This is a genomic window from uncultured Fibrobacter sp., from assembly GCF_900316465.1.
GTDB lineage: Bacteria > Fibrobacterota > Fibrobacteria > Fibrobacterales > Fibrobacteraceae > Fibrobacter.
Map to the genome: position 1 here is coordinate 49,044 of NZ_ONDD01000017.1, position 20,955 is coordinate 69,998.

At 50.5% G+C, this 20,955-nt stretch carries 23 protein-coding genes and 1 tRNA gene; 17 read left to right on the forward strand and 7 right to left on the reverse strand.

Annotated features, from left to right (window positions below):
- Position 1: 1 nt before the first annotated feature.
- Complete coding sequence (locus QZN53_RS08110; protein ID WP_163438518.1) at positions 2 to 1,036, reverse strand: D-alanine--D-alanine ligase; 1,035 nt, start codon at positions 1,034 to 1,036, stop codon at positions 2 to 4.
- Between the two features lie 198 nt (positions 1,037 to 1,234).
- Between QZN53_RS08110 and QZN53_RS08115 the strand changes: the two genes are divergently transcribed.
- A complete protein-coding gene (locus QZN53_RS08115) occupies positions 1,235 to 2,155 on the forward strand; it encodes an NAD(P)-dependent oxidoreductase (protein ID WP_163438519.1) in 921 nt (306 codons plus the stop codon).
- Positions 2,156 to 2,209: 54 nt separating this feature from the next.
- Here the strand turns inward: QZN53_RS08115 and purF are convergent, their stop codons facing one another.
- The 4 genes from purF to QZN53_RS08135 form a co-directional block, all read right to left on the reverse strand.
- Complete coding sequence (gene purF, locus QZN53_RS08120) at positions 2,210 to 3,595, reverse strand: amidophosphoribosyltransferase (RefSeq protein ID WP_163438520.1); 1,386 nt, start codon at positions 3,593 to 3,595, stop codon at positions 2,210 to 2,212.
- Between the two features lie 212 nt (positions 3,596 to 3,807).
- Positions 3,808 to 3,951, reverse strand: coding sequence for a hypothetical protein (locus QZN53_RS08125; RefSeq protein WP_163438521.1), 144 nt, complete (start codon positions 3,949 to 3,951; stop codon positions 3,808 to 3,810).
- A gap of 10 nt (positions 3,952 to 3,961) precedes the next feature.
- A complete protein-coding gene (locus QZN53_RS08130) occupies positions 3,962 to 5,116 on the reverse strand; it encodes a hypothetical protein (RefSeq protein ID WP_163438522.1) in 1,155 nt (384 codons plus the stop codon).
- A gap of 711 nt (positions 5,117 to 5,827) precedes the next feature.
- A complete protein-coding gene (locus tag QZN53_RS08135; protein WP_163438523.1) occupies positions 5,828 to 6,721 on the reverse strand; it encodes a geranylgeranylglycerol-phosphate geranylgeranyltransferase in 894 nt (297 codons plus the stop codon).
- 182 nt (positions 6,722 to 6,903) lie between these two features.
- On the opposite strand from QZN53_RS08135, the gene QZN53_RS12970 reads away from it, so the two are divergent.
- The 16 genes from QZN53_RS12970 to ftsE all read left to right on the forward strand — a co-directional run bounded on the left by QZN53_RS12970 (position 6,904) and on the right by ftsE (position 19,349).
- Positions 6,904 to 7,131, forward strand: a complete 228-nt coding sequence (locus QZN53_RS12970; RefSeq protein ID WP_088628717.1) for a DUF4258 domain-containing protein — start codon at positions 6,904 to 6,906, stop codon at positions 7,129 to 7,131.
- A gap of 2 nt (positions 7,132 to 7,133) precedes the next feature.
- Positions 7,134 to 7,403 carry a hypothetical protein gene (locus tag QZN53_RS08140; RefSeq protein ID WP_163438524.1) on the forward strand — a complete coding sequence of 90 codons (270 nt, stop codon included), beginning with the start codon at positions 7,134 to 7,136 and terminating at the stop codon, positions 7,401 to 7,403.
- Positions 7,404 to 7,518: 115 nt separating this feature from the next.
- A complete protein-coding gene (locus QZN53_RS08145) occupies positions 7,519 to 8,652 on the forward strand; it encodes an FISUMP domain-containing protein (protein WP_163438525.1) in 1,134 nt (377 codons plus the stop codon).
- Positions 8,653 to 9,015: 363 nt separating this feature from the next.
- On the forward strand, positions 9,016 to 9,291 hold the full coding sequence (locus QZN53_RS08150; protein ID WP_088628714.1) for a hypothetical protein: 276 nt from the start codon (positions 9,016 to 9,018) through the stop codon (positions 9,289 to 9,291).
- Positions 9,281 to 10,441 carry a ribosome small subunit-dependent GTPase A gene (gene rsgA, locus QZN53_RS08155; protein ID WP_163438526.1) on the forward strand — a complete coding sequence of 387 codons (1,161 nt, stop codon included), beginning with the start codon at positions 9,281 to 9,283 and terminating at the stop codon, positions 10,439 to 10,441. Before QZN53_RS08150 ends, rsgA begins: the two co-directional genes overlap by 11 nt.
- A gap of 5 nt (positions 10,442 to 10,446) precedes the next feature.
- Positions 10,447 to 10,854, forward strand: coding sequence for a hypothetical protein (locus QZN53_RS08160; RefSeq protein ID WP_073053920.1), 408 nt, complete (start codon positions 10,447 to 10,449; stop codon positions 10,852 to 10,854).
- Positions 10,855 to 10,861: 7 nt separating this feature from the next.
- The gene (locus QZN53_RS08165) at positions 10,862 to 11,470 is read left to right on the forward strand and encodes a hypothetical protein (protein ID WP_163438527.1); all 609 of its coding nucleotides are present in this window, start codon (positions 10,862 to 10,864) and stop codon (positions 11,468 to 11,470) included.
- A 64-nt stretch (positions 11,471 to 11,534) separates the two neighbouring features.
- On the forward strand, positions 11,535 to 12,170 hold the full coding sequence (locus tag QZN53_RS08170; RefSeq protein ID WP_163438528.1) for a nicotinate-nicotinamide nucleotide adenylyltransferase: 636 nt from the start codon (positions 11,535 to 11,537) through the stop codon (positions 12,168 to 12,170).
- The gene (locus QZN53_RS08175; protein WP_163438529.1) at positions 12,170 to 13,192 is read left to right on the forward strand and encodes a pseudouridine synthase; all 1,023 of its coding nucleotides are present in this window, start codon (positions 12,170 to 12,172) and stop codon (positions 13,190 to 13,192) included. The genes QZN53_RS08170 and QZN53_RS08175 overlap by 1 nt, the downstream gene beginning before the upstream one ends.
- 141 nt (positions 13,193 to 13,333) lie before the next feature.
- Positions 13,334 to 13,406 (forward strand) — tRNA-Asn (locus QZN53_RS08180).
- A 95-nt stretch (positions 13,407 to 13,501) separates the two neighbouring features.
- Positions 13,502 to 14,557, forward strand: a complete 1,056-nt coding sequence (locus QZN53_RS08185; RefSeq protein WP_163438530.1) for an FISUMP domain-containing protein — start codon at positions 13,502 to 13,504, stop codon at positions 14,555 to 14,557.
- Positions 14,558 to 14,594: 37 nt separating this feature from the next.
- Complete coding sequence (locus QZN53_RS08190; RefSeq protein ID WP_163438531.1) at positions 14,595 to 14,993, forward strand: hypothetical protein; 399 nt, start codon at positions 14,595 to 14,597, stop codon at positions 14,991 to 14,993.
- 3 nt (positions 14,994 to 14,996) lie between these two features.
- Positions 14,997 to 16,415 carry an MBOAT family protein gene (locus QZN53_RS08195; protein WP_163438532.1) on the forward strand — a complete coding sequence of 473 codons (1,419 nt, stop codon included), beginning with the start codon at positions 14,997 to 14,999 and terminating at the stop codon, positions 16,413 to 16,415.
- An 89-nt stretch (positions 16,416 to 16,504) separates the two neighbouring features.
- Positions 16,505 to 17,329 (forward strand): hypothetical protein, encoded by an 825-nt coding sequence (locus tag QZN53_RS08200; protein ID WP_163438533.1) that lies wholly within the window; start codon positions 16,505 to 16,507, stop codon positions 17,327 to 17,329.
- Positions 17,329 to 18,624 carry a peptidylprolyl isomerase gene (locus QZN53_RS08205; protein ID WP_163438534.1) on the forward strand — a complete coding sequence of 432 codons (1,296 nt, stop codon included), beginning with the start codon at positions 17,329 to 17,331 and terminating at the stop codon, positions 18,622 to 18,624. Before QZN53_RS08200 ends, QZN53_RS08205 begins: the two co-directional genes overlap by 1 nt.
- A 35-nt stretch (positions 18,625 to 18,659) precedes the next feature.
- Positions 18,660 to 19,349 carry a cell division ATP-binding protein FtsE gene (gene ftsE, locus QZN53_RS08210; RefSeq protein WP_073317299.1) on the forward strand — a complete coding sequence of 230 codons (690 nt, stop codon included), beginning with the start codon at positions 18,660 to 18,662 and terminating at the stop codon, positions 19,347 to 19,349.
- Here the strand turns inward: ftsE and QZN53_RS08215 are convergent.
- Complete coding sequence (locus tag QZN53_RS08215; RefSeq protein WP_294652430.1) at positions 19,346 to 20,107, reverse strand: pseudouridine synthase; 762 nt, start codon at positions 20,105 to 20,107, stop codon at positions 19,346 to 19,348. The genes ftsE and QZN53_RS08215 overlap by 4 nt on opposite strands.
- A gap of 5 nt (positions 20,108 to 20,112) precedes the next feature.
- The gene (locus QZN53_RS08220; protein ID WP_163438536.1) at positions 20,113 to 20,943 is read right to left on the reverse strand and encodes an arginase family protein; all 831 of its coding nucleotides are present in this window, start codon (positions 20,941 to 20,943) and stop codon (positions 20,113 to 20,115) included.
- Positions 20,944 to 20,955: the final 12 nt, after the last annotated feature.

Below are 20,955 nucleotides of genomic sequence, written 5' to 3' on the forward strand. Positions count from 1 at the left end.
ATTAACGCTTGATGTAGAGGCTCTTGTCGATAATCAAGTCAATCAGCTGGCTGTAGGTAATGCCGTTGCAGGCAGCCTGCTGCGGCAAGAGCGACGTGGGAGTCATGCCCGGGAGCGTATTCGTTTCGATAGCGAACAGCTGCTTGTCCTTGGTGATGCGGACGTCGGTACGGCTGTAGCCTGCACCGCCCAAGGCGTAGTGGGCGTTTTTCACGAGTTCCTGAATGCGGGCCGTGAGATCCGGGTCGAATTCGGCCGGAGTGACTTCCTTGCATTCGCCGTTGTACTTGGCTTCAAAGTCAAAGTATTCGCGTGTGGTCATGCGCATTTCGGTCGGCGGAAGCGGCTTTTCGCCTTCGATATAGCCACAGCTGGCTTCTTCGCCGGCGATGAACTTTTCGCAGAGCAGGCGGTTAGAATCCTTGAACAAATTCTGGGCAATCTTGCCGGCTTCGTCCAAGTCCTTGGCGATACCGATACCGATAGAAGAACCACCCAGCGGGTCCTTGATAACCAGCGGGAATCCCAGTTCGTCAGCAACAGATACGAGCGTGTCGCCAGTAAAGTCGTGCTTCCAAATCACGCGGTACGGCGGAGTCGGAATGCCGTTGGCCTTGTAGATTTCCTTGGACTTCACCTTGTCCATGGCGAGGGCAGAAGCGAGCAGGCCGCAACCGGTGTAGGGGATGCTCCAGTTTTCAAGCAAAGCCTGAATGTGACCGTCTTCGCCCCATTTGCCGTGCAGGGCGAGGAATGCGATGTCGGCGTCGGGAAGTTCAGAAAGGGCGGGGTTCTTTTTGCAGTTTGCGGCAGTGCCTTCGAGACCGCGGAAGTAATTGACCGAGAAGTTGTCCTTCTGGTAGGGGGAAAGTTCGCGGGAAGACCAGTGCCAGGTGCCGTCTTTGTCAATAAGTACCGGGTGGATGTTGTAACGGTCCGGGTTCATGGCACGAACAACGCCGGTGCCACTGACAACGGAAACATCATGTTCGGTGGACGGGCCACCCATTAAAACGAGTACGCGCATACGAGCCATTATAAACCTCTTTAGTAAAAATCTTTGTAAATAATGTAGTAAAATCGTAGAAAATAGGCAGTAGATAGTGCGAAATGTGCGATGTGGGATGTGTGATGAGAAATTTTCTCATATTATCTTGTATTCCACTTTTTTTAACAAACTAGGTTGCCTGTATTGCAAAAGGTTTGTATTTTATAGGTATAGAGAGGTATATGTATGCGAGTATTCGTTACTGGTGGAACAGGGTTCATTGGACATTATGTGGTCAAGGCCCTTTTGGAAAAAGGTCACGAAGTCGTGATTGCGACCAGACACCCCAATAAAGTTCCGACACTCAAGGCTAATTCCAATGTTTCGTTCGTGGAATGCGCTTTGACAGATTTTGACCTGATGGCCGAAGGACTTCAGGGCTGCGATGCCTGCATTCATATTGCTCTTGGTTGGGGTGATACCCCGAGCACGATGCTTGCTAACGATACCCGTGCAACGGTGATGCTGCTTGAAAATGCAGCAAAGGCCGGTTGCAAGAAGTTTATTTATACGAGTAGCACGGCTGCTATGGGCCGTATGCGCCCTTCGATGCGCGAAGTGACGAGCAACTTGCCGATGGACCTTTACGGTGCCACCAAGGCCGCTGGTGAAGCCTTCGTGCTTGGTTTTACGCATGGTTATGGAACCCAGTTCCCCGAAGTCAAGATGGCCCGCAACATTATCCGCCCGGGTTATACGTTCGGCAATCCCGCGTGGCCCGATGGCTGCTCTCAGCCGGACCGTCGCTTTTTTGCGATGGCGCAGGCTGTCAAGGAAAACCGCGACATCAATATCATCAAGAATGACGGCACGCAGTTCATTCACGCAAGTCAGCAGGCAAAGCTTTATTTGAGCGTGCTGGAATCCGATAAGAACGAAGAAATCTTCCTCGGTCTTGGCGAAGTCTGGATGAGCTGGAAGGAAATTGCCGAAATGATGGTCTCGATGAAACCTGGTTGCAAATCCAAAATCATCGAAACTGACCTCGGTTGGGGCGACGAGCCCATGCTCTTTGACGTGAGCAAGATCCAGGAACAGTTCGGGCTCGCCTTTGACGCCCACGAGTTCATGCTGGATCACGTCAAGTGGACGTATAACCAGATTTAATTTGGCTTTAGACGAAAATAAAAAAGGCGAGAGCAAATGCTCTCGCTTTTTCTTTTAACCGCAGCGGGTCTTTGTCGTGTCTATTCCGATGTAGTCGGGGTAGTCGTTGTCAAAGCAGGCGGCGCAGTAGTTTTCGCCTTCGCCGGTACATTCCTTCATGCCTTCAACGCTCAGGTAGCCGAGGCTTTCGACGCCGAGCATCTTGGCGATTTCGGGCGGCGTCATGGAGCTTGCTGCAAGTTCGCCTTGGCTCGGGAAATCCATACCGAAGAAGCACGGGTGTGCCACCGGAGGCGATGCAATGCGGATGTGAACTTCTAAAGCGCCGGCATCGCGCAGCATCTTGGAAAGGATCTTGAGCGTGGTGCCGCGCACAATGGAATCTTCCACGACGCAGACGCGCTTGTTCTTGAGCACGCCTTCGATGGGGTTGAACTTGAGTTTGACCTTCTGTTCGCGCACGTTCTGCGTGGGGTCAATGAAGGTACGGCCCACGTAGTGGTTACGGAGCAGGCCGATTTCAAAGCGGATGCCGCTGGCCTGGGCGTAGCCGAGAGCGGCGGTAGTAGCGCTGTCGGGCACCGAGATCACGATGTCGGCATCCACCGGGCATTCCTTGGCGAGCTGCTTGCCCATTTTGCGGCGGACCTTGTCGCAGCTCTGCTCGAAAATTTTGGAATCGGGGCGGCTAAAGTAGATGTATTCAAAAATGCAATGAGCGAGACGATCCTTTTGCACGAAGCGTTCGGAATGCAGCCCGTTCTTGGTGATGGTCAGGAATTCGCCGGCCTGGATGTCGCGAATGTAGTGGGCGCCCAGCAAGTCGAAGGCGCAAGTTTCGCTGGCAACGCACCAGGCTTTTCCCATGCGGGCCAGCGACAGCGGGCGGAATCCGAATCCGTCGCGGGCCACATACATGGTGTCTTTGCTAATGAAAACGAGGCAGAAACTGCCGGTGAATTTCGTAATTGCCTTCTTGATGGCTTCGCCTAAGTCGGCGGCCTCGGTGCGCGCGATTTCATGCAGAAGAATTTCGGAATCGGAAGTCGTCTGAAAAATATGGCCGTCGGCTTCCATTTCGGCACGGAGCTCGGCGGCGTTAGTGATGTTTCCGTTGTGGGCGACTGCGATCTGGCCCCATTTGCAACTCACCAGAATCGGCTGCGCGTTGGCAAGCGTTGAAGCACCTGTGGTGCTGTAGCGGACGTGGCCAATGCCTGCAAATCCGTCAAATTCGTTGATGTCGTGTTCTCGGAGAAGGGTCGATACAAGTCCCATTGACTTGCGGACGCGAATCTTGTCTCCGTCGGTGACCGCGAATCCGGCACTTTCCTGCCCGCGGTGCTGCAGGGCGTAAAGCCCCATGGTAATATTCCTTACGACAGTGTCGCCATTGTAAATGCCGATCACGCCGCATTCTTCGTGCAATTCGTCGAGCATAACGCCTCTTTGAAATGTATGTCCCCTCTACCTCGAAGGTCACAGCCCACCCGGACGGGTGCAAGCAAGGGAACGGCCGCCCTTGTTAAGCAAAAAATGTGCCATTTTGGCGATTTTGGCTCAAAAACGCCAAATCCCTAAGTAAAAAGAAGAAAGGTTTTACAATGAGTGTAAAACCTTTCTGTAAAATTTACGTTTTGTGTAAAACTAGACTATGCCATGTCCGTCTTGTCCGATGAGGAATCTAGTCTAGAAAGTAGACCAGCATAGCTCTCTTGCAACAGGTTGACCTGATTACTGAGCTTGATTTCTTTCATTTCGGGGGCGCTATAATTTTTCTTCAGTTCGTTGATCATTGTTTCCTCCTTATTTCTTTAAGACTTTCTTGCCGTAGTAAGCTCCGCGGGCTTTAGGAGTTTTGTTCAGCTTGCGGCCCTTAAGATCGTAGTTGCGGATCATCTTGAATTCTCCGGAACGGGTATCGATGCGGCCGATCGCGGTCGTCTGTTCGTTGCCGTCGGTGCTACTGACAATGACGACGTTCATAGCGGCAGGGTAATTCTTTTCAGTGTATTCGTGAGAGAAAATATTTCTTGAGAATATGAATGCTCGGAAGGGCGGGAGCGTGGCCCCTGCACCGATTTTGACAAACTGGCCTGCGGTTTTGAAGGTTTCTGTGACTTGGTCGTTAAATCCATAGGTGTTGCCGCTTTCGAGCATTTCTTGTGTGAATTCCATGTATTCATCGGAGCCGTCAATAAACCAGCTGCCACTTTGGTATAAGAAGTCGTGATTAAAAGGAGTCTTTTCTATATCTACAGCACCCTTGATTTCGAGGGTCTCGGATTCCATCTGTATGAGATACGGGGTATATGCGGTGGTACGAACTTGACTTTCGTTATCAAAGGTTTCTTTTAGGTTTTGGACTTGCACTTCCATTTTGCCGTTGACTTCTTCGACTCCTCGGAATTCGTAGATATTCTTGACCCCGCCCAGTTGATTCAGGTTCACTGCAAAGGGGAGCATAATCGTGGAGTATCCGTTTGCTGAAAGAGGGAACTTTCTTTCGAAAACGACGGAGTCTACGTGTTTTTCTTCGACGTCGCCGACGGAACCGTAGTAGTCGCCATCGATGTATGCTGTTGTTTTCCCGTCTTCGGTTATGTACCGGATAGCGGGGTAATCCTTTCTCAGCATGAGCGTGTTGTTATAGGCGTATAATTCGTAACCAGTTGCTGTTCCTGTGACATGTCTGAAGATATTATTGATGGCGTCTTTGGTAACGTTTTCCGATTGTCCGGAAAGGGCAATCTTCGGATTTTTGTCTGTCAAGGGCTCTGCAATGTTTACGTTGATGAGGGCTTTATCTTTTAATTCGCCTACAATATTGATTTTCTTTCCGTTAGAGAGAACCAGCGCGTTGTAATCGGGAAAATATGGAGTGCCAGAAATATTGATGTCTTCAAAAGCTTCTACAGCATAGTTTGAGTTAGTATTGAATGATCCTCCTGCAAGAGTCACTTTGGATCCTTCTTTTGCGACTATACCTCTGTTGTTTCCGTTGACAGATCCGCTGAATACTTCAACTTTTGAGCCGGAATGAGCGGTTATACCTGTACCATAGGAATAAACACTCCCCCCATCTATTTGAAGGGACCCGTGTAAGTCGATGGCCAGATTTTCCTCCGTAACATTGATTATTCCTGATAGCAGGAAGGCACTGCCGTTATCATTAACGAGAATTGCAGGGATGCTGGTATTAATGTTGAAATCTCCTGCTATTATGCCTCTATTGTTCTCGCTCTTGTTGCTGTCTTCGATGATAAGTGTCCTATCGACACGGAAAATCAATGCTTTTTCTGTAACAAAAAGATCATCTAAATTACGTGATAGCGTGTAGCCGTTGAGATCTAGGCGAATGGTTGCTCCGATGTGAAGGCATCTTGTCAATTTTACGTTTTGGGTTAATATGTAGTCTGTGTTTTTTTGTAGTGACCAACAGCCGTCAAAGGTAGAACGATGTTCAAAATCGTCTTCGCTGGAAACTTTCACCGTTTCGATCGGTTCTATCGGGGGGTCTAGGGCGAATGCTCCAAGGGGTAAAAACAGTAATGTCAGGATTAACTTTGTGATTTTCATATTTCCTCCTTAAAATAATGAAATACGGGTAAAAGTTACAAAAAACTTACCGTTTTGGCTTTGGATAAAGTACTTTTTTGAGTAAGGAGGCTTTTAACAGCTCACGACGAGGGAGATAAGGCCTGCGAACATGGCGATTTTCACCAGTTTTTGAGCGTTTCGGTAGTTACGCTTGTTTGCAAAAACGAGAATCGCGATGACGGCGGGAGTAAAGGCGATTCCGGTGATAATCAAGAAGAGCATGGGGTAGTAACCCTGCGCGACAGGCAGCGGTAAAATGGCCCAGGTGAAAAGGCAAATGAGGCCGGCGAGGCGCCTTGCGGTGGGGGCGCCTGCAATCAGCGGGAACGTCATGATGCCTGCCTTGAGGTCGCCGGTTTCGTCTTCCAGGTCCTTGTAGATTTCGCGGGCGGTCGTGAGGAGTATTGCGAACAGCATCGCGGGGTAGAGAAGTCCGATTTTGTTCGAAATTCCAAGCGTCGATTCGATGGATTCCTTGAGGCCCGTGGGGTAGAACAGGCAGAGAATCAGGGGTGTTGCGCAAAGGAAGGCAACCGTCATGTTCTTTAAAAGCGGGATGTGCTTGAGCCACTTGTTGTAGGCGACCAGAAGCGCGCTGAGTAGCACAAAGAAAATGCAAGCCGTGAAGTTCGTCTTGGTCATCAGGCTGTCGGCAAGGCCCGCCGCAATCGTGAGCACGAGAAGAATAATCCACGCCCTTCGCGCCGCTGCCACCGAAACCTTTCCGCTCACCAGCGGACGCTCCGGCCGATTCAGGCGGTCGCTATCCAAGTCCCAGATGTCGTTCTGGATGTTTGCAAAGGCAATTGCAAATGCAAAACCGAGCGCCTGCAAAACAAGCGGAAACCATTCGATACCGCCCGTCGTTGTAGGCAACGCCGAAAGCAGGTAGTAGCCAATCACAAGCGTGACCATCGCAATCACGATATTCACCGGCCGGGACATTTTAACGAGCGCTAGGAGCATGGCGTGAATATAGAAATATTTGTAGAAACGAAAGGTTCTTCTTCCGCTGATCGGCTTTGTTGAAAATTTTACAATCGAAAATGGTATTCAAGTGGCCCAAAAAAGCGTGATAGTAAAGAGGGGTGAATCAATTTCACTCTAAAGTAGAATATCTTGACAATATCTAGATAGAAATATATATTATGAACATAATAATTAGCGAACACGCAAAACAGAGAATGGACGAGAGAGGTATTTCCGAAGAACAGGTAAGGTCTTTCTTTGATTCCAATGGACCCATCGTATCTTGGAGAATATCTGATCTTGACAGCTCTGTGATTTTGGTAGATACTTTGTTTGATGGACGCAAATTTAGGTTGGCCTATAATGCGCTCACGGATACACTGATTACGCTTTTCCCGAGGAGGTAATTATGACGAACAAGGAACTTGCTTTGGCTCTTGAGAAAGAGTACGAAGAAACAGGCGATAATGCCGGTACCGCTATGCCTCCGGCACCCTCGATGGCAACAGCCATTGCAATTGTTAAAAAACGCAAGACTAAAGTCGGGACGAGTTTTGATCCGGGCGTTTTGGAAGCGTTCAAGGCGAAGGCTGAACGCGTCGGCATTCCGTACCAGACTCTGCTTAATTCTGTGGTCAAACGCTATACCGAAAGCAAACTTGACATAGAAGTTGCATAGTGGTCGGGTTGCAAATCATACGAAGCTCTCGAAGCCGATCCTTGGGGTCGGCTTTTTCAATTCCTGCGACATTTAACTAAATTTGTCAAAAACGATTGAGGTTACTGGAGGTTCTGTGAAGATTTTTAAAAGCGTTCTTGTCTTGTCCGTTCTCCTGACAATGCTTGTTGCATGCGGAGACGATTCTTCCTCTTCTGTTTCCCCAGAACCGGCCGGTGATTATTCGTCTTCGAGTGGTAATCTCCAATCCTCGTCATCTAAGGGTTCGAAAAATTCTAGTTCATCAGTAGAAAAGCAGAAATCCTCTTCTAGTTCTGTAAGCGGTAAGAATAGTAGTTCGTCGGTGGTCGAGTCGAGTAGTAGCGCGCGGAATTCTAGCAGCAGTTCTGCGATTTTGTTTAAACAATGTGAAGAAGGTGAACAAAAAATAGTTGTTTCTGAAATAGACACAGGATTTGTGAGTTGTAAAGAAGGCAAGTGGGTTGTTGATTCTATTGTGGATGTAGTAAAACCCAAGGTCTATCCGAATATGGATAGCGTGTTTAATCCGGCTGTGACTTATGGTTCTTTTAAAGATCCTCGTGATGGAAAGGTTTACAAAACGGTTCAATACTATATGGAGGTCCAAAGTGGCAACACTACTGTCATTGATTCTTTTACGGTGATGACTCAGAATCTGAATTACGCTGATACGATAATCGATAGTACAACGACTGTTTTTGACGATTCAAAAGTGGAAAAACGTTGTTACAACGATGATCCTTGGTATTGTGACAATTATTTTGGTGGACTTTATACTTGGAGTGAGGCTTTGGGGCTTCCTAAAGTGTGTGATAGTGTCGGTGTTGCTGATAACTCAAAATGCAATGTTAAACTTGGCGACGATGCCAAGGTGCAGGGAGTGTGTCCGGAAGGTTGGCATGTGATGAACGAAACCGAATGGAAACATTTTGCTTTACCACGAGGAATCGATGCTAGTTATACTATGTTGTCTCGTGCCGTATGGAAGGATGGAAAAAATACGAATTCCAGTGGGATGTCTGTGTTGCCTTATGGGGATGGATCGGCTATGGCTAGTGACAGAAATGTTGCCATATTGTGGTTGCCTCAGGAAAAACAGGCAAAAGAAGATGTTGGTGCAATGTATGTTAGTCTCTCTGATTCATATTTTAGTATAGCACCAAGTTTTAAGATTAGCGCTTTCCCAGTCCGTTGCGTAATGGATGAAGGCGACACGTTCGTTAAATAAAGTCCTAACAAGAAATCACGTTAGTGATTTCGAATCAGTGTGACAATTATATTGTAAAGAATGCCGTTAGGCATTTCCAATCCGTGTGGCCCTTTTAGCTTGCATCAAAGGAGGTGCCGGATCGGGTCCGGCATGACAGCGGGAGTGGCATGCTTTGAGGAAAGCGGAGGCGAGTGCCTGACCGCAAAGCGAACATTCCGGAACGGCCATGCGAGCGAGGCGAGCTTAGCTCTGGAGCCGTGGGCATTTGTAGCCCAGGGCGTTACGGGCGCGGCGATTGAGCGCCCGTTCGAGGGGGTGGTGGAAGACCCGGCACGGGGCTGCAAGTAGGGGGAGGCGTCCCCCTTTTACTATATTTGCGGTATGCCGTTTTTTACCAAAAGCAATCTTGTGGACTTGCGGGCGGAAGCCGAGCAACTTTCGATTTGCGTGGAGCATTTCTTGTATGCGTCGGAGCATATCAACGAAGGCGACTACAAAACGAAGGGCTTTTACGACAACTGTATCGAAAAATGTAATGGAAGACTCAAGGCGATTCATTTTTTAATGGAGTCCATTCGTCAGGATAGGCCTGTTTCGGAAGAAGAACTCCAGGAAACGCTTCCGGATTTTTTAAATTGCAAGAAAGATGCTAAATAACGAATTCGATGACGAACCGGAACCGCTCCGTCGCGTAAAGCCGACCCGCCGCGATCACCGCAGCAGGCGTATTGACGTGATGCGTGAATTGGAATCGGGCGTGGTAGACGAGCGCCCGGTCAAGGAGCGTTTCAGTCGCGAATTCAAGAATCCCCGCATCAAGAAAATCAAGGACCCGCTCGAAAAGATCGACGAGAAGGATTGCGTCGAGGGCTTGGTGGTCGAAGTGCATCGCCGCACTTGCGAAGTGCGCTTGCCGGAAGAAGGGACTGTCACGGCCATGTACCGTGCGACGACTTCGAAGGCGCTGGGGGAATTCCCGGCGGTGGGCGACCGCGTGCTTTTGGGACAGGTGAACGAAGACGAGGACAGCGGCGAAGGCGTTGGCTCGCAGAAGTATTGTGTGGTGCGAGTGCTCCCGCGAAAGAGCGAACTCAAGCGCCCCGGCCCTCGCGATAGCTTTAGACGTAAGCTCACCTTGGCAGCAAACGTTGACCAGGTGGTGATTGTCGCGAGCGTGACGCAGCCGGAATTCAACTACGGATTTATGGACCGCTTCTTGCTGGCGGCGAACCTGAATAACTTGCCGTTCGTGCTGGTGCTGACCAAGATGGACCTGCTGCCGAATGGCGAGGCCGACCTGAACGACGATATCCGCGACTTCATGAGCATTGTGGACAAGGTGATTCCCGTGAGCGTGAAGACGGGGGTGGGCCTGGAACGCCTGCGCGAGGAACTCCTGGGCAAGTCGTCTGTGTTCAGCGGACAGAGCGGCGTGGGCAAGTCAACGCTGGTGAATGCCTTGGTGCCGGGTGCGGAACTAGAAACGGGTGCCGTGCGTGAACGCGACGGAAAGGGTAGGCATACGACGACTTCTTCGAGCCTGTTCGATTTTCCGGGTGGCGGCTACGTGATTGATACGCCGGGGATCAGGAGCATTGGTCTTGCCGACGGTGACGATGACATGGACGGCGAGACTTTGGCGAAGATTTTCCCGGGATTTTTCGAGGGTGACTTGTTTACTTGCAAGTACAGCAATTGCAAGCACCTGAAGGAACCGGGTTGTTCTGTGCGCGCGGCGGTGGAATCGGGTAAGCTTTCGCGGGCCCGCTATGCGAGTTATTTGAGAATTTTGAATTCTAGGAATTAGGTTTGATGGATATTGCTGTAAAAATTACCTTGGTGGCGTCGATTGTGCTGGTGGGCTATAACCTGCACCAGCTGGTGACGAGTTACGAGGCGATTTGCGAAAAGGTCAAGGAATTCAAGGCGATGGCGCTGGAAAACGATTCGGACGAGAGTGCCGTGCGCCGCTCGAACTTTTTCTTGACGGGCACGCTTTCGGTGCTGTATATTGCGCTTACGTATCTTTCGGAGTTTGCCTACTGGGTGGTGGGAGCCGTATTTGTGAAACTCGCTATTTCGATGTACTTGTCGCATTTGGAAATTTCGCAGATTTTTAAGGAAGAGTCGATCCGCCCCAAATTCTTCAAGATGACCAAGGTCGATGCCGCGGTGAACGTGTTGGTGGGGCTCGGTGTGGCGGTGATAGCTGTATCGTGAGGTGCCTATGAAAAAGATAATTGCCTTGCTCGTGTTTGCGCTGTTTGCCTGCGTTCCGGCCTGGTCGCAGATGGAAGCGGCCATTGACCCGACCACGGGGGCTGCTGCAGGAACATCTGCCGGCCCGTTGCTGAACGGAATCCGCACGCCGTTGATTGTGGGCGGTGCTCTTGGCTTTGGCTCCGGTACGGGCGTGGGCTCTGACCGAGGAATCGGACTCCGCCAGATTGAACCGATGATCGGTATCTGGTACCCGGGAATGGCATTGCTCCGTGTGGGCTACGGCATGTACGGTTACGAAGAAGATAACGATGATGGCAAGGATTATCAGGTGGACCATTCGGAAATGGATTTCGAACTGGGACTCCACTTGTTGGGTGAAGTGTATTTGCTGGGCTCGTATTCCCGCGTGAAGGAATTGAGCGACCTGGGTGACGTGGCTTGGAACGAATGGGGCGCTGGCTTTGGTTCGCTGTTGTTTATTTTCTCGAAGACGATGCTGTTTGCTGAAGTCGCTTATCGCTGGGTGTTGACGCATTACGACCCGTTCTTGGACAAGAAAGTTCATGGCGGACGCATCCAGATGAATTTGGGATTCTCGGTGTACGTGTTCTAGGGAACGTCATTGCGAAACCCTTTATGGGTTGAAGCAATCTATGTTTGATTTTTGAGGATTTAAGTTGTCTGATTATAAGAAGAATGTTGCTGTTTTAGGGGGAGCGTTCGATCCGGTTCATTTGGACCATATTAGGGTAGCAAAGACTTGTTTGCAAAAAGGATTTTGCGACGAGGTGTGGTTTATGCCGAGTCCCGACCGCTGGGACAAGAAGCTGAATGCGAGCCCCGAAGACCGCTTTGCCATGCTGGAACTCGCCATGGAAGGCGACCCGCGGCTGATTCTTTCGGACTTGGAAATTGAACAGGGCGACTTTCGTGGCTCGTACGTATTCTTGTGCGGACTCAAGGAAAAATTCCCGGACATCAACTTTCGCTTGCTGACGGGCGCCGATACGTATGACGGCATTCCGCATTGGCGCGACCCGATGAACTTTTTCGGTACGAATTACAATGGCCACTTGCTGTTGCGCGACATTGAGCTGATTGTTTTTGCGCGTAACGGTTACCCGAAGCCGGATATCGTGGAACACAAGGCGAAGGGCTATGCCGATTTGCTTTGGCTTGGGCCGGAGCAGGGCTTTGAAGGCGTGTATTCGAGTACCGCGATTCGCAAGGCTTTGCTGTGTGGCGAAGAACCCAAGGGCTTACACCCGAAGGTGTACGAGTATATAAAGCAACACAATTTGTATAGAGAATAATGTCGCGCGCCCCATCTGATATGTACTTTGAAAGCGTTGTGCAGCCGGAGCATGAAGGCTGGCTGTTGCTCGATTCGCTTTGCAAGCGCTTTACTTACCACAGTCGCGAACTGTGGGGCGAAAAGATTGCGAACGGCTTTGTGGCGGTAAACGGCGAAACTGCGAATCTGGAAACTATTGCGCATCGCGGCGACAAGGTGGTGTACCACGTAACGAACTACACCGAGCCCGAAGTTCCGACGGATTTTAAGGTCGTGTTCGAAGACGACGAATTCATGCTGGTGGCAAAGCCTGCAGGCGTGCCGGTGCACCATACGGGCCATATATTCTACAATACCTTTACGGCGATTGTGCGTCGTGGGACAGACTACGAGACCGCGACCCCCATGCATCGCCTGGACCGCGACACGGGCGGACTCATGTTGTTTGCGAAGTATGCGGAGTCGGCGGCAAGATTCCAGAAGAATCTGGACCGCATTTTGCTGAAAAAATTTTATATGGCAGTCGTGCGCGGGGACTTCCCGTCTGAACTTGTAGACTGCACGATGCCTTTGCGCGAAGACCCCGCGGACCGCTTGCGGCTCCGCATGCACCACTTTGCCGATGGCAAGCCCTGCCACACGCGCTTTAGAAAGGTGGGCGAGGGGCAGCTTTCGCAGCCGGTGGCAGGCGAGTCGAAGTACTCGGTGGTGGAGGCGGAACTCTTGACGGGCCGCAAGCACCAGATTCGTGCACACCTCGCTGAGCTCGGGTACCCGATTCTGGGCGACCGCTTATACAGCTTTGATGGCGTTTACTACGAGAAGATGTCTCGCTCCTGGTCGCGCGATCCTTCTGTCGACAATTCCGAAGAAGGCCTTAGCGCCGAAGACCTGGCGGCCCTCGGCGGCAAGTCGCAGATGCTTTATGCGTACAAGGTCGAAATCCAGTTGCCTTATTGGAAAGAACCGCGCGTTTTCGACTGCGAAGAGTACCCGGCAGACATGGCGGTGCTTGTCCAAAACGCTAAAAAGAATGCGTAAGTTGCAAAAAAGCCCTCGAAAATGAATATTTTCAAAAAAAATCGCAAAAATTCGCACTTACCCCTTGACGAAATATTCTGAATATCTATATTTGGTGCCGTCGATGAGAGCGATCTCAACGACCGAGTCTAACGACTAGATTGCTTCATAGCTCAGTTGGTAGAGCCCGCGACTGTTAATCGCGTTGTCCTTGGTTCGAGTCCAAGTGAAGCAGTGAAAAAGGTTCCGATGCAAGTCGGAACCTTTTTCTGTTGTTGGACCTTTTTATTATACTTGGGGAAGAGACTTGTAGCAAAGAAGGAGAACGGAATGCGCAAAGTTTTTTTGCGGTACACAATGTTGTTAGCGGCGCTGGCCTTGAGTGCGTGCGGCGGTGATAGCAAGGTTGTGGAGACAAGTTCTCCGGTTAATTCCCTTGATGACGATTCCATTGACGACGACCTGAATGTGGAGAATATGGGGCCGTGTGTCGAGAATCCAAACCCCAAGCAGTCTCTGGTAATGAATGATGGCACGTACTATCAGTGTATAGATGGCCTGTGGCTCAGGGTGGAACTCTCCAGTTCATCGAAGAGGGCTAAATCTTCTTCTTCAGCGCGGCGGTCCAGTTCGTCCAGTGAAAACAAAAAAGAATCCTCGTCATCCGAAGGGGTGTCGTCCGAAGCGGAAGAGTCTTCTTCTTCTGAAAATGCTGGCGTGAGTTCTTCGGAGTCTGCACCGGAATCCTCGGCATCGATAAAATCGTCTTCGTCGCATGTGGTCATAGACTTGACGCTTGAATACGACTGTTCTGAATACGATTGTGTCTATACCGGTTACCTGAATTCCAAAATGCTTGGTTCCGGCATCTATGGTCAGTTCTTGGATACCCGTGACGGTCAGGTTTACCGTACAGTGAAGATTGGTTCGCAGACTTGGATTGCACAAAACTTGAACTACGCCTCCGAAAACAGCGAGTGCATGTATGATCACGAATATTACTGTACGCAAACAGGGCGCCTTTACTATCAGAGTGATGCTTTGACGGTTTGCCCCGAAGGCTGGCATTTACCCAGCTCCAAAGAGTGGGATGAACTTGACAATTTTGCTGCTCTTGAGCTTGAAGATAGCACCATAGTGGGGAATGGCTTAAAATCCGTTAAATCCTGGCCTAATGAAGTCGGTTTTGACCTGTTTGGGTTCTCGGGCGTTGCCACCGTGTTTTTTGGAGAAACCAACATTTGTGGTGGCATTCATGGTTCATTTTGGACATCGGATGATTACGAATATCGCTGCCTGTTGGATGATTGGGGCGATTTGCGTGCCTTTAGGCAGACCGGTAGCGTCGATTGGGTGATGTCTGTCCGCTGCATTTTGGACGACTAGGCGACCGAGATTTTCTATATTATATCTCGGAGGCTTTATGCTGAAAAAACTGATTGCCATTTTGTTTGCCGCTGCGGTATTTGCCGTGGCTGATCCTATTTCTATCGAAGGCCGCTTGACCGAAATTCCGGGCAAGATGCCGAGCAACGATTTGTACAGCTACGTGTATGTGTTCAAGTACAAGGTGCTTAAGGTGGAATCGGGCAAACTGGATGCCAAGGACGTGTTGGTGGGCGTTTACAACCCGCTCATCGCTCGCGGCAAGGTCAAGGACAAAATGGCCGACAAGTCTAAGGGCAATGTAGGCGAATTCAAGGCCAAGGCCAAGCATAAGCTCAAACTCGTGCCGCTCGAAGGCAACTGGGACGGCGCTGTCGAAGACGAATACTTTGACGACGAATCTCCGCGTTACCTTGCTATCGAAGTAAACGAGTAGTTCGTGGTCTTTTCTTCTCAGTTATTCCTGTTCTATTTCTTGCCGACGTTCCTGGTCGGCTACTTCGTGCTGTACAAGCTGCACGCGAAGCATTCGACGCTGAATTTCTTTATCACGGTTTTCAGCTACGTCTTTTACGGTTGGCTTGAACCGTGGCTCGTGTTCCTGATGTTCGGTTGCACCCTGGTGGTGTACGTGGCCGGGCGCTTTATCTCTGCTCCGGGAGCCTCTAAGCTGCAGCGGAATCTGGCGCTGGGGGCTGCTATTGCGGTAAACCTCGGTGCGCTGGGTTACTTTAAGTATTACATGTTCGGCATGGGCGTAATTAACGACGTCATTACAAAGCTCGGTTGTGAACCGTTCTCTGTTATGACAGTGCTCTTGCCGGTGGGTATTTCGTTCTATTCGTTCCAGTCCATGAGTTATGCCATTGACGTATGGCGTGGGACTGCGCCTCCGGTAAAGGACTTTGCGACGTTTGCTTGCTACGTGGCCTTGTTCCCGCAGTTGGTGGCGGGCCCGATTGTCCGTTATAATACCGTGGCCGAAGAACTGGCGACCCGTACGCATACGCTCGAAAATTTTGTGCGCGGCATCTCGTTTTTCTGTTTTGGCTTTGCCGAAAAGATATTCCTTGCAAACCAGGTGGGCATTATTGCGGACCGTGTGTTTGCGGCTGATGCTCCTGGCGTGCTCAATAGCTGGTGGGGCTCGCTTGCGTACATGTTCCAGATTTACTTTGACTTTTCGGCGTATTCGAACATGGCGATTGGTCTTGGACTCATGCTCGGGTTCCATTTCCCGCGCAACTTTAACGGCCCGTACCGTTCCAAGAGCATTACCGAATTCTGGAAGTTCTGGCATATTTCGCTTACGAGCTGGTTCCGCGACTACCTGTATATTCCGCTGGGCGGAAACCGCGTAGGCACGGCACGCCTGTACTTTAACCTGTTCCTGGTCATGTTCGTGAGCGGCGTGTGGCACGGTGCCAACTGGACCTTTGTTTGTTGGGGCTTGTACCATGCCTTCTTTATGATCGTGGAACGCGCGAACAACAAGAATGCTTTCTATTACAAGGCTCCCAAAGTGGTGCAGGTCCTGATTACGCAGGTGATTGTGCTCTTTGGCTGGGTGCTGTTCCGTGCCGACAATATTGGTGAAGCCTGGCGCATGTGGAAGTGCATGCTTGGGTTCAATGCGGTGAGCTCTGCCGATGCGATTCTTTCGGCTGAAATCTTTACGCCGACATGCCTGTTCTTTATGGCTCTTGCTGCCTTGCTTTCGTTCTGGAAGTTCCGCAGCTTTGATTGGTGCAGCAAGGTTTCGCCGGTTCGTATGGTTGTGGCGTTAGTCATCTTTATCGTGGCTATTCTCGCTTTGTTTACACAAAGCTACAATCCGTTCCTTTATTTCCAATTCTAAGATTACGGCTTTAGAAAAAAGCCTGATTGAAAGTAAAAGAATGTTGTTTGAGTGGGCGGCGGGCTCGGTTTTTTCTAAATTTAGCCCCGATGAATAAAATTATCCGTTCTCTGCTGACTGTTTGTGCATGCTCGCTCATTTGCTTGACGGGCTGCGATGTTCCATTTTCCAAGGAAGACCCGGTTGTGGTTTCGGTGGGCGAAACCAAACTCCGTCAGGCCGAACTCTACCGTCTTGTCCCTGAATGGGATTACATGTCGGACCGTGAAAAGTTGACGTTCCTGGAACATTGGATTGATGAAGAAACCATTTACCAGGAAGCCATGGCCAAGGGCTTCTGGAAGGACCCCGCCGTTCAGGAACAGGTAAGACGTACTGAACGCAAGATTACGGTGGACTATTACTTGCAGACCTTTGCCGACACCATGATGCTCGGCGATACCGAAAAGCTGGATTACTACCATGCCCATCCGGAATTGTTTGTGCGCGGCAGGAACTTGCTGACCGGTGCCGTGATTTACTTTAAGGATTGGCAGATGGCTGAAATGTACCATAAGGGACATAAGAAGCTGACATATGAAACTTATCCGGCTGCAAGCTGGATGGTGAAGCGCATTGAACGCTTTGACACGGTTGCCGTTAGCCCCGATAGCTGCATTTTGCCGTCGTTTACCGATGTGGAATTCGGCAAGCTTTCGCAGGTTAAGCTTTGCGGTGGCCAGCTCAAGGCTGTCGTTGTGCTGTCGAGACTCGATTCTGCCGATGTGTTGCCCTATGCCGAAGTCGCTGAAGATGTGGCTGCCCGCGCCTGGGTCGAACACCAGAAGACCGTGTTTGCCCGCCTGAAGAAGGAATGGAAGAAGGCTCGCCCGATTTTCTCGCAGATGAATGTGTTTAGCGAAAAGGAAAAGTAATGAAGTTTCCTGTTGCAGTGAAACAATTTGTTATTTCGTTGAGTGCTTTAGCCGCTTTTGCCATGGCTGAACCCGTGTTGATGGAAGGGGTTGCGGCCGTGGTCGATGGCAAGCCGATTATGCGTTCGGAATTCTTGAATAACTTGTACCGTTTTCAGGAAACGCCCGAAGGTTCTGCGATGTCTGAAGCAGACCAGCGCAAGTATGTGCTTGACCAGATGATTGAAGAAAAGGTCTTGCTGAGCCGCATTGATCGCGATTCTATTGTAATTACCGATGCCGAAGTCGACCAGCGCGTGAACGCCCACTTGTCGCAGCTTGCCGCAAGCCAGAATACGGACCTTGCGACGCTCGAAAAGGCGATTCGTGCCCAGCTTGGCATTAGCATGGCGCAGTACCGCGACCAGCTTTCGAAGCAGATCCGCAACCATATTGAAATGGCCCGCGTGCGTCAGCGCCACGTCGGTTCTGTTACGCCGACCAAAAAGGAAGTGGATGCCTTTTTTGCAAATTACAAGGATTCTATTCCGCAGCAGTTCAATTGCGTGCTCCTGAGCCACATTCAGTTGCCGATTGAACCGGATTCCATGATTGTGGATTCTGTGAAGCGTATTGCGGATGCCTTGATTGACACCTTGAACCTGGGTATGAGCTTCGAACTGTTAGCGAAGGCCCATTCGCAGGATACCTCTGCTGCGAAGGGCGGTGACCTTGGCTACTTTAAGCGAGGCCAGCTGGATCCGGCCTTTGAACGTGCCTTGGATTTGCTGAAGAACGGTCAGTATTCTTCTAACCCGGTGAAGACGAAGCTTGGCTGGCATATTGCCCGCGTGCTCGGCCGTAAAGAAGACGGTGTGCGTTCTGCCCAGATTTTGCTCCGCACGATTCCGACGGCGAAGGATTCTGCCGCGGTTCTTGCTCGCGCCGATTCTCTGAGAAAAGCGATTAAGACGACAGAAGGCTTTGCCGCTGCTGCCAAGAAGTTTAGTGAAGACAAGTCCAGCAATTTTGCCGGCGGCCGCCTCGGTTGGTTCCAGCGCAACGAAATGGAACCGGCATATGTGGAACCGGTTGCGAACTTGAACGTGGGCGAAATTTCGGAACCTGTTCTGATTGATGGCGCCTACCACTTGTTCCGCTTGGACGATTCCCGCCAGACTCGCGATTTGACTTTGGATGAAGATTATGGCAAGATTGAACAGATGGCTGCAACCCATCTCGAAAATCAGAAGCTTGAAGCGCTGGTGAAAAAGTGGCGCGACGAAGTCCATATCGAAATCCGCATGACGGAATAATTTATTTTTCGTTAAAACAATAGGTCGCGGGCCTTATGATTCACTTTAACCACGTCACTAAATCTTACGAGGATAATTGGAAGGCTCTTTCCAATGTGACGTTGCGTATTCATAAAGGTGAATTCGTTTTTCTGACAGGGCATTCGGGTGCCGGTAAGTCAACGCTTTTGAAGTTGATTTACATGGACGAACGCCCGGACGAAGAACGCGGCGGCCAGGTGATGGTGAAGTTTACGGGTGATTGCCTGTATGACAGCAAGAATACGCCGGATAGCAAGATTCAGTCGCTCCGCCGTAAGATGGGAATCATCTTCCAGGACTTTAAGTTGTTGCCGGACCGCAATGTGTTTGAAAATGTGGCGCTTGCGCTCCGCATTGTTGGTACTCCTAGCAGCAAGATTAATGCCGCGGTGTTCGATGCTTTAGCCCTTGTGGGCATTAGCCAGAAACGCTTTGCCATGCCGTATACGCTTTCGGGCGGTGAACAGCAGCGTGTGGCGATTGCGCGTGCGATGGTGCATAATCCGTACCTTCTTTTGGCTGACGAACCGACTGGTAACCTTGACCCGAAAAACGCTGAAGAAGTCTTCAAGATCTTCAAGGAAATCAATGCCCGCGGTACGACTGTGGTGATGGCAACCCATAACCCGGACTTTTACTTGAATAGTCCTTTCCGCCGCTTGGTGCTTGACCACGGCGAACTCCTGAACAGAGATTTGATTTAAACCTGAATGGCGCGAATTTCGCCGGGTTTTAAATCGCCTAGCGAGTACTTGTCGAATTGAATGCGCATAAGGCGCATGACTTCGTAGCCGAGGTGGGCTAGCATGCGGCGAATTTCTCGGTTTTTGCCTTCGGATAAAGTAATTTCAAGCCAGCAGTTTTTGTCGCCTTCGCTGTGAAGAATCGCGCGCTCGGCGTGCATGAATTCTTCGCTTTCGCCGAAGACGCGGGGCGGAACGCTAAAGCCTTTTTCCATTTGCGAAAGTTCGTCGGCGGTGGGTTTGCCCTTGACTTGCACACGGTAGATTTTGAGGTGGGTGGCGTCGGTGAGTACGCGATCCGCCCAGGCTGTGTCGTTAGTAAACAGCAGCAAGCCTTCGCTTGCGGCGTCGAGGCGACCTACGGGTGCAATGTGCGGCATGGGCTTGCCGGAGTACATTTTGTTGTATTGTTCGCGGAATAAATCCATCACGGTCTTGCGGCCTTTTTCGTCGCTTGCGGTGGTGACGATTCCGCGGGGCTTGTTCATGGCGAAGTAGACGAATTCGCTTGCTGTAACGGGGGCGCCGTCTATGAGAATCTCGTCGTTTTCGTAAGCGGGCGATTCAGGGTCGCGTACGGGCTTGCCTCGGAGAATCACGTGGCCTTCGCGCACCAGCTTTTCGGCTTGGCTGCGGCTGCAATAGCCGCGCTTGGAAATTACGCGGGCAACGCCGTGGGCGCCCTGCTTTGTGGACTTGTTGCTGCTACGAAACGCCATTAATGTCATTCCGCACTGGGTGCGGAATCTCCTCTTGTTGCTAAAGTCATGAGCATGTTGTATATTTTTTTGTTTAGCGCGTTGTTGAGCGCGTCTGCTGTAGCAGTGTCTTCAAAACCCATGTCGCGTGCGCGTTCGCCGCAAACGTCAATGCCGAGAATTTTTCGGTTCTGTGCTAGCGTTTGGAGCGTGTCGGCGAGTTGTTCAAAAGTGAGCGAACCTTGGTCCCAGTTGGTGGCGGCCTCTGCCGTAGAGAGGGCGTCTTTGTCGATGGATATATAGAGGCTAGACGAAAGAGATGTGAGATGTGAAAAGTGAGATGAGAGGGAGGCTATCTCACTTTCGCGGATGAAGGTGACTCTGTTCAGAATTTCGGCGGAGTTTACTTGGGTAAGGTCTTCGCGGATTTCTTCAACCAGGTGGTCGGCGACTCCGATAACGATGACGTTCTGCACGAACTTGTTGTGGCCCAGAACTTCTTTAATCCAGCCACCGCAACTTAAGATTCCTTCGAATCTAGGCGGTTGCATGTCGGGATGGTGGTCAAATACCACAAGGTCGAAAGGTTCTTGAACGCTGTCCGTCCAGAGCATGCTCATGTAGTGGTAATTGCCGTTGTCAAAGAAATGAATGCCGAAGGAATCGTTGCCTACGCTTTCGATTTGCTGGCGGAGAATGGCTTGAGCTTCGTCATCGCAGTAGCAGTCGGTGCCGTCAATTTGAGTGCAATCAAACCAATGAATATTTTTGTCGGTAGCCGCAGACTCTAGCAACCCTTGCATAAAGGGCTGCTCGCTGTAAACGCCTGTGAAATCTTGAACAGTAACGGCTGGCATCTTGACTCAAAT

Excerpts from the sequence above, each read along its gene's own strand:
- ftsE (WP_073317299.1), top strand. The coding sequence starts at position 18,660 with ATGATTCACTTTAACCACGTCACTAAATCTTACGAGGATAATTGGAAG.
- QZN53_RS08165 (WP_163438527.1), top strand. The coding sequence starts at position 10,862 with ATGAAAAAGATAATTGCCTTGCTCGTGTTTGCGCTGTTTGCCTGCGTT.
- QZN53_RS08110 (WP_163438518.1), bottom strand. The coding sequence starts at position 1,036 with ATGGCTCGTATGCGCGTACTCGTTTTAATGGGTGGCCCGTCCACCGAA.
- QZN53_RS08220 (WP_163438536.1), bottom strand. The coding sequence starts at position 20,943 with ATGCCAGCCGTTACTGTTCAAGATTTCACAGGCGTTTACAGCGAGCAG.
- QZN53_RS08160 (WP_073053920.1), top strand. The coding sequence starts at position 10,447 with ATGGATATTGCTGTAAAAATTACCTTGGTGGCGTCGATTGTGCTGGTG.
- QZN53_RS12970 (WP_088628717.1), top strand. The coding sequence starts at position 6,904 with ATGAACATAATAATTAGCGAACACGCAAAACAGAGAATGGACGAGAGA.
- QZN53_RS08125 (WP_163438521.1), bottom strand. The coding sequence starts at position 3,951 with ATGATCAACGAACTGAAGAAAAATTATAGCGCCCCCGAAATGAAAGAA.
- QZN53_RS08175 (WP_163438529.1), top strand. The coding sequence starts at position 12,170 with ATGTCGCGCGCCCCATCTGATATGTACTTTGAAAGCGTTGTGCAGCCG.
- QZN53_RS08140 (WP_163438524.1), top strand. The coding sequence starts at position 7,134 with ATGACGAACAAGGAACTTGCTTTGGCTCTTGAGAAAGAGTACGAAGAA.
- QZN53_RS08190 (WP_163438531.1), top strand. The coding sequence starts at position 14,595 with ATGCTGAAAAAACTGATTGCCATTTTGTTTGCCGCTGCGGTATTTGCC.
- QZN53_RS08205 (WP_163438534.1), top strand. The coding sequence starts at position 17,329 with ATGAAGTTTCCTGTTGCAGTGAAACAATTTGTTATTTCGTTGAGTGCT.
- QZN53_RS08200 (WP_163438533.1), top strand. The coding sequence starts at position 16,505 with ATGAATAAAATTATCCGTTCTCTGCTGACTGTTTGTGCATGCTCGCTC.
- rsgA (WP_163438526.1), top strand. The coding sequence starts at position 9,281 with ATGCTAAATAACGAATTCGATGACGAACCGGAACCGCTCCGTCGCGTA.
- QZN53_RS08150 (WP_088628714.1), top strand. The coding sequence starts at position 9,016 with ATGCCGTTTTTTACCAAAAGCAATCTTGTGGACTTGCGGGCGGAAGCC.
- QZN53_RS08135 (WP_163438523.1), bottom strand. The coding sequence starts at position 6,721 with ATGCTCCTAGCGCTCGTTAAAATGTCCCGGCCGGTGAATATCGTGATT.
- purF (WP_163438520.1), bottom strand. The coding sequence starts at position 3,595 with ATGCTCGACGAATTGCACGAAGAATGCGGCGTGATCGGCATTTACAAT.
- QZN53_RS08115 (WP_163438519.1), top strand. The coding sequence starts at position 1,235 with ATGCGAGTATTCGTTACTGGTGGAACAGGGTTCATTGGACATTATGTG.
- QZN53_RS08215 (WP_294652430.1), bottom strand. The coding sequence starts at position 20,107 with ATGGCGTTTCGTAGCAGCAACAAGTCCACAAAGCAGGGCGCCCACGGC.
- QZN53_RS08185 (WP_163438530.1), top strand. The coding sequence starts at position 13,502 with ATGCGCAAAGTTTTTTTGCGGTACACAATGTTGTTAGCGGCGCTGGCC.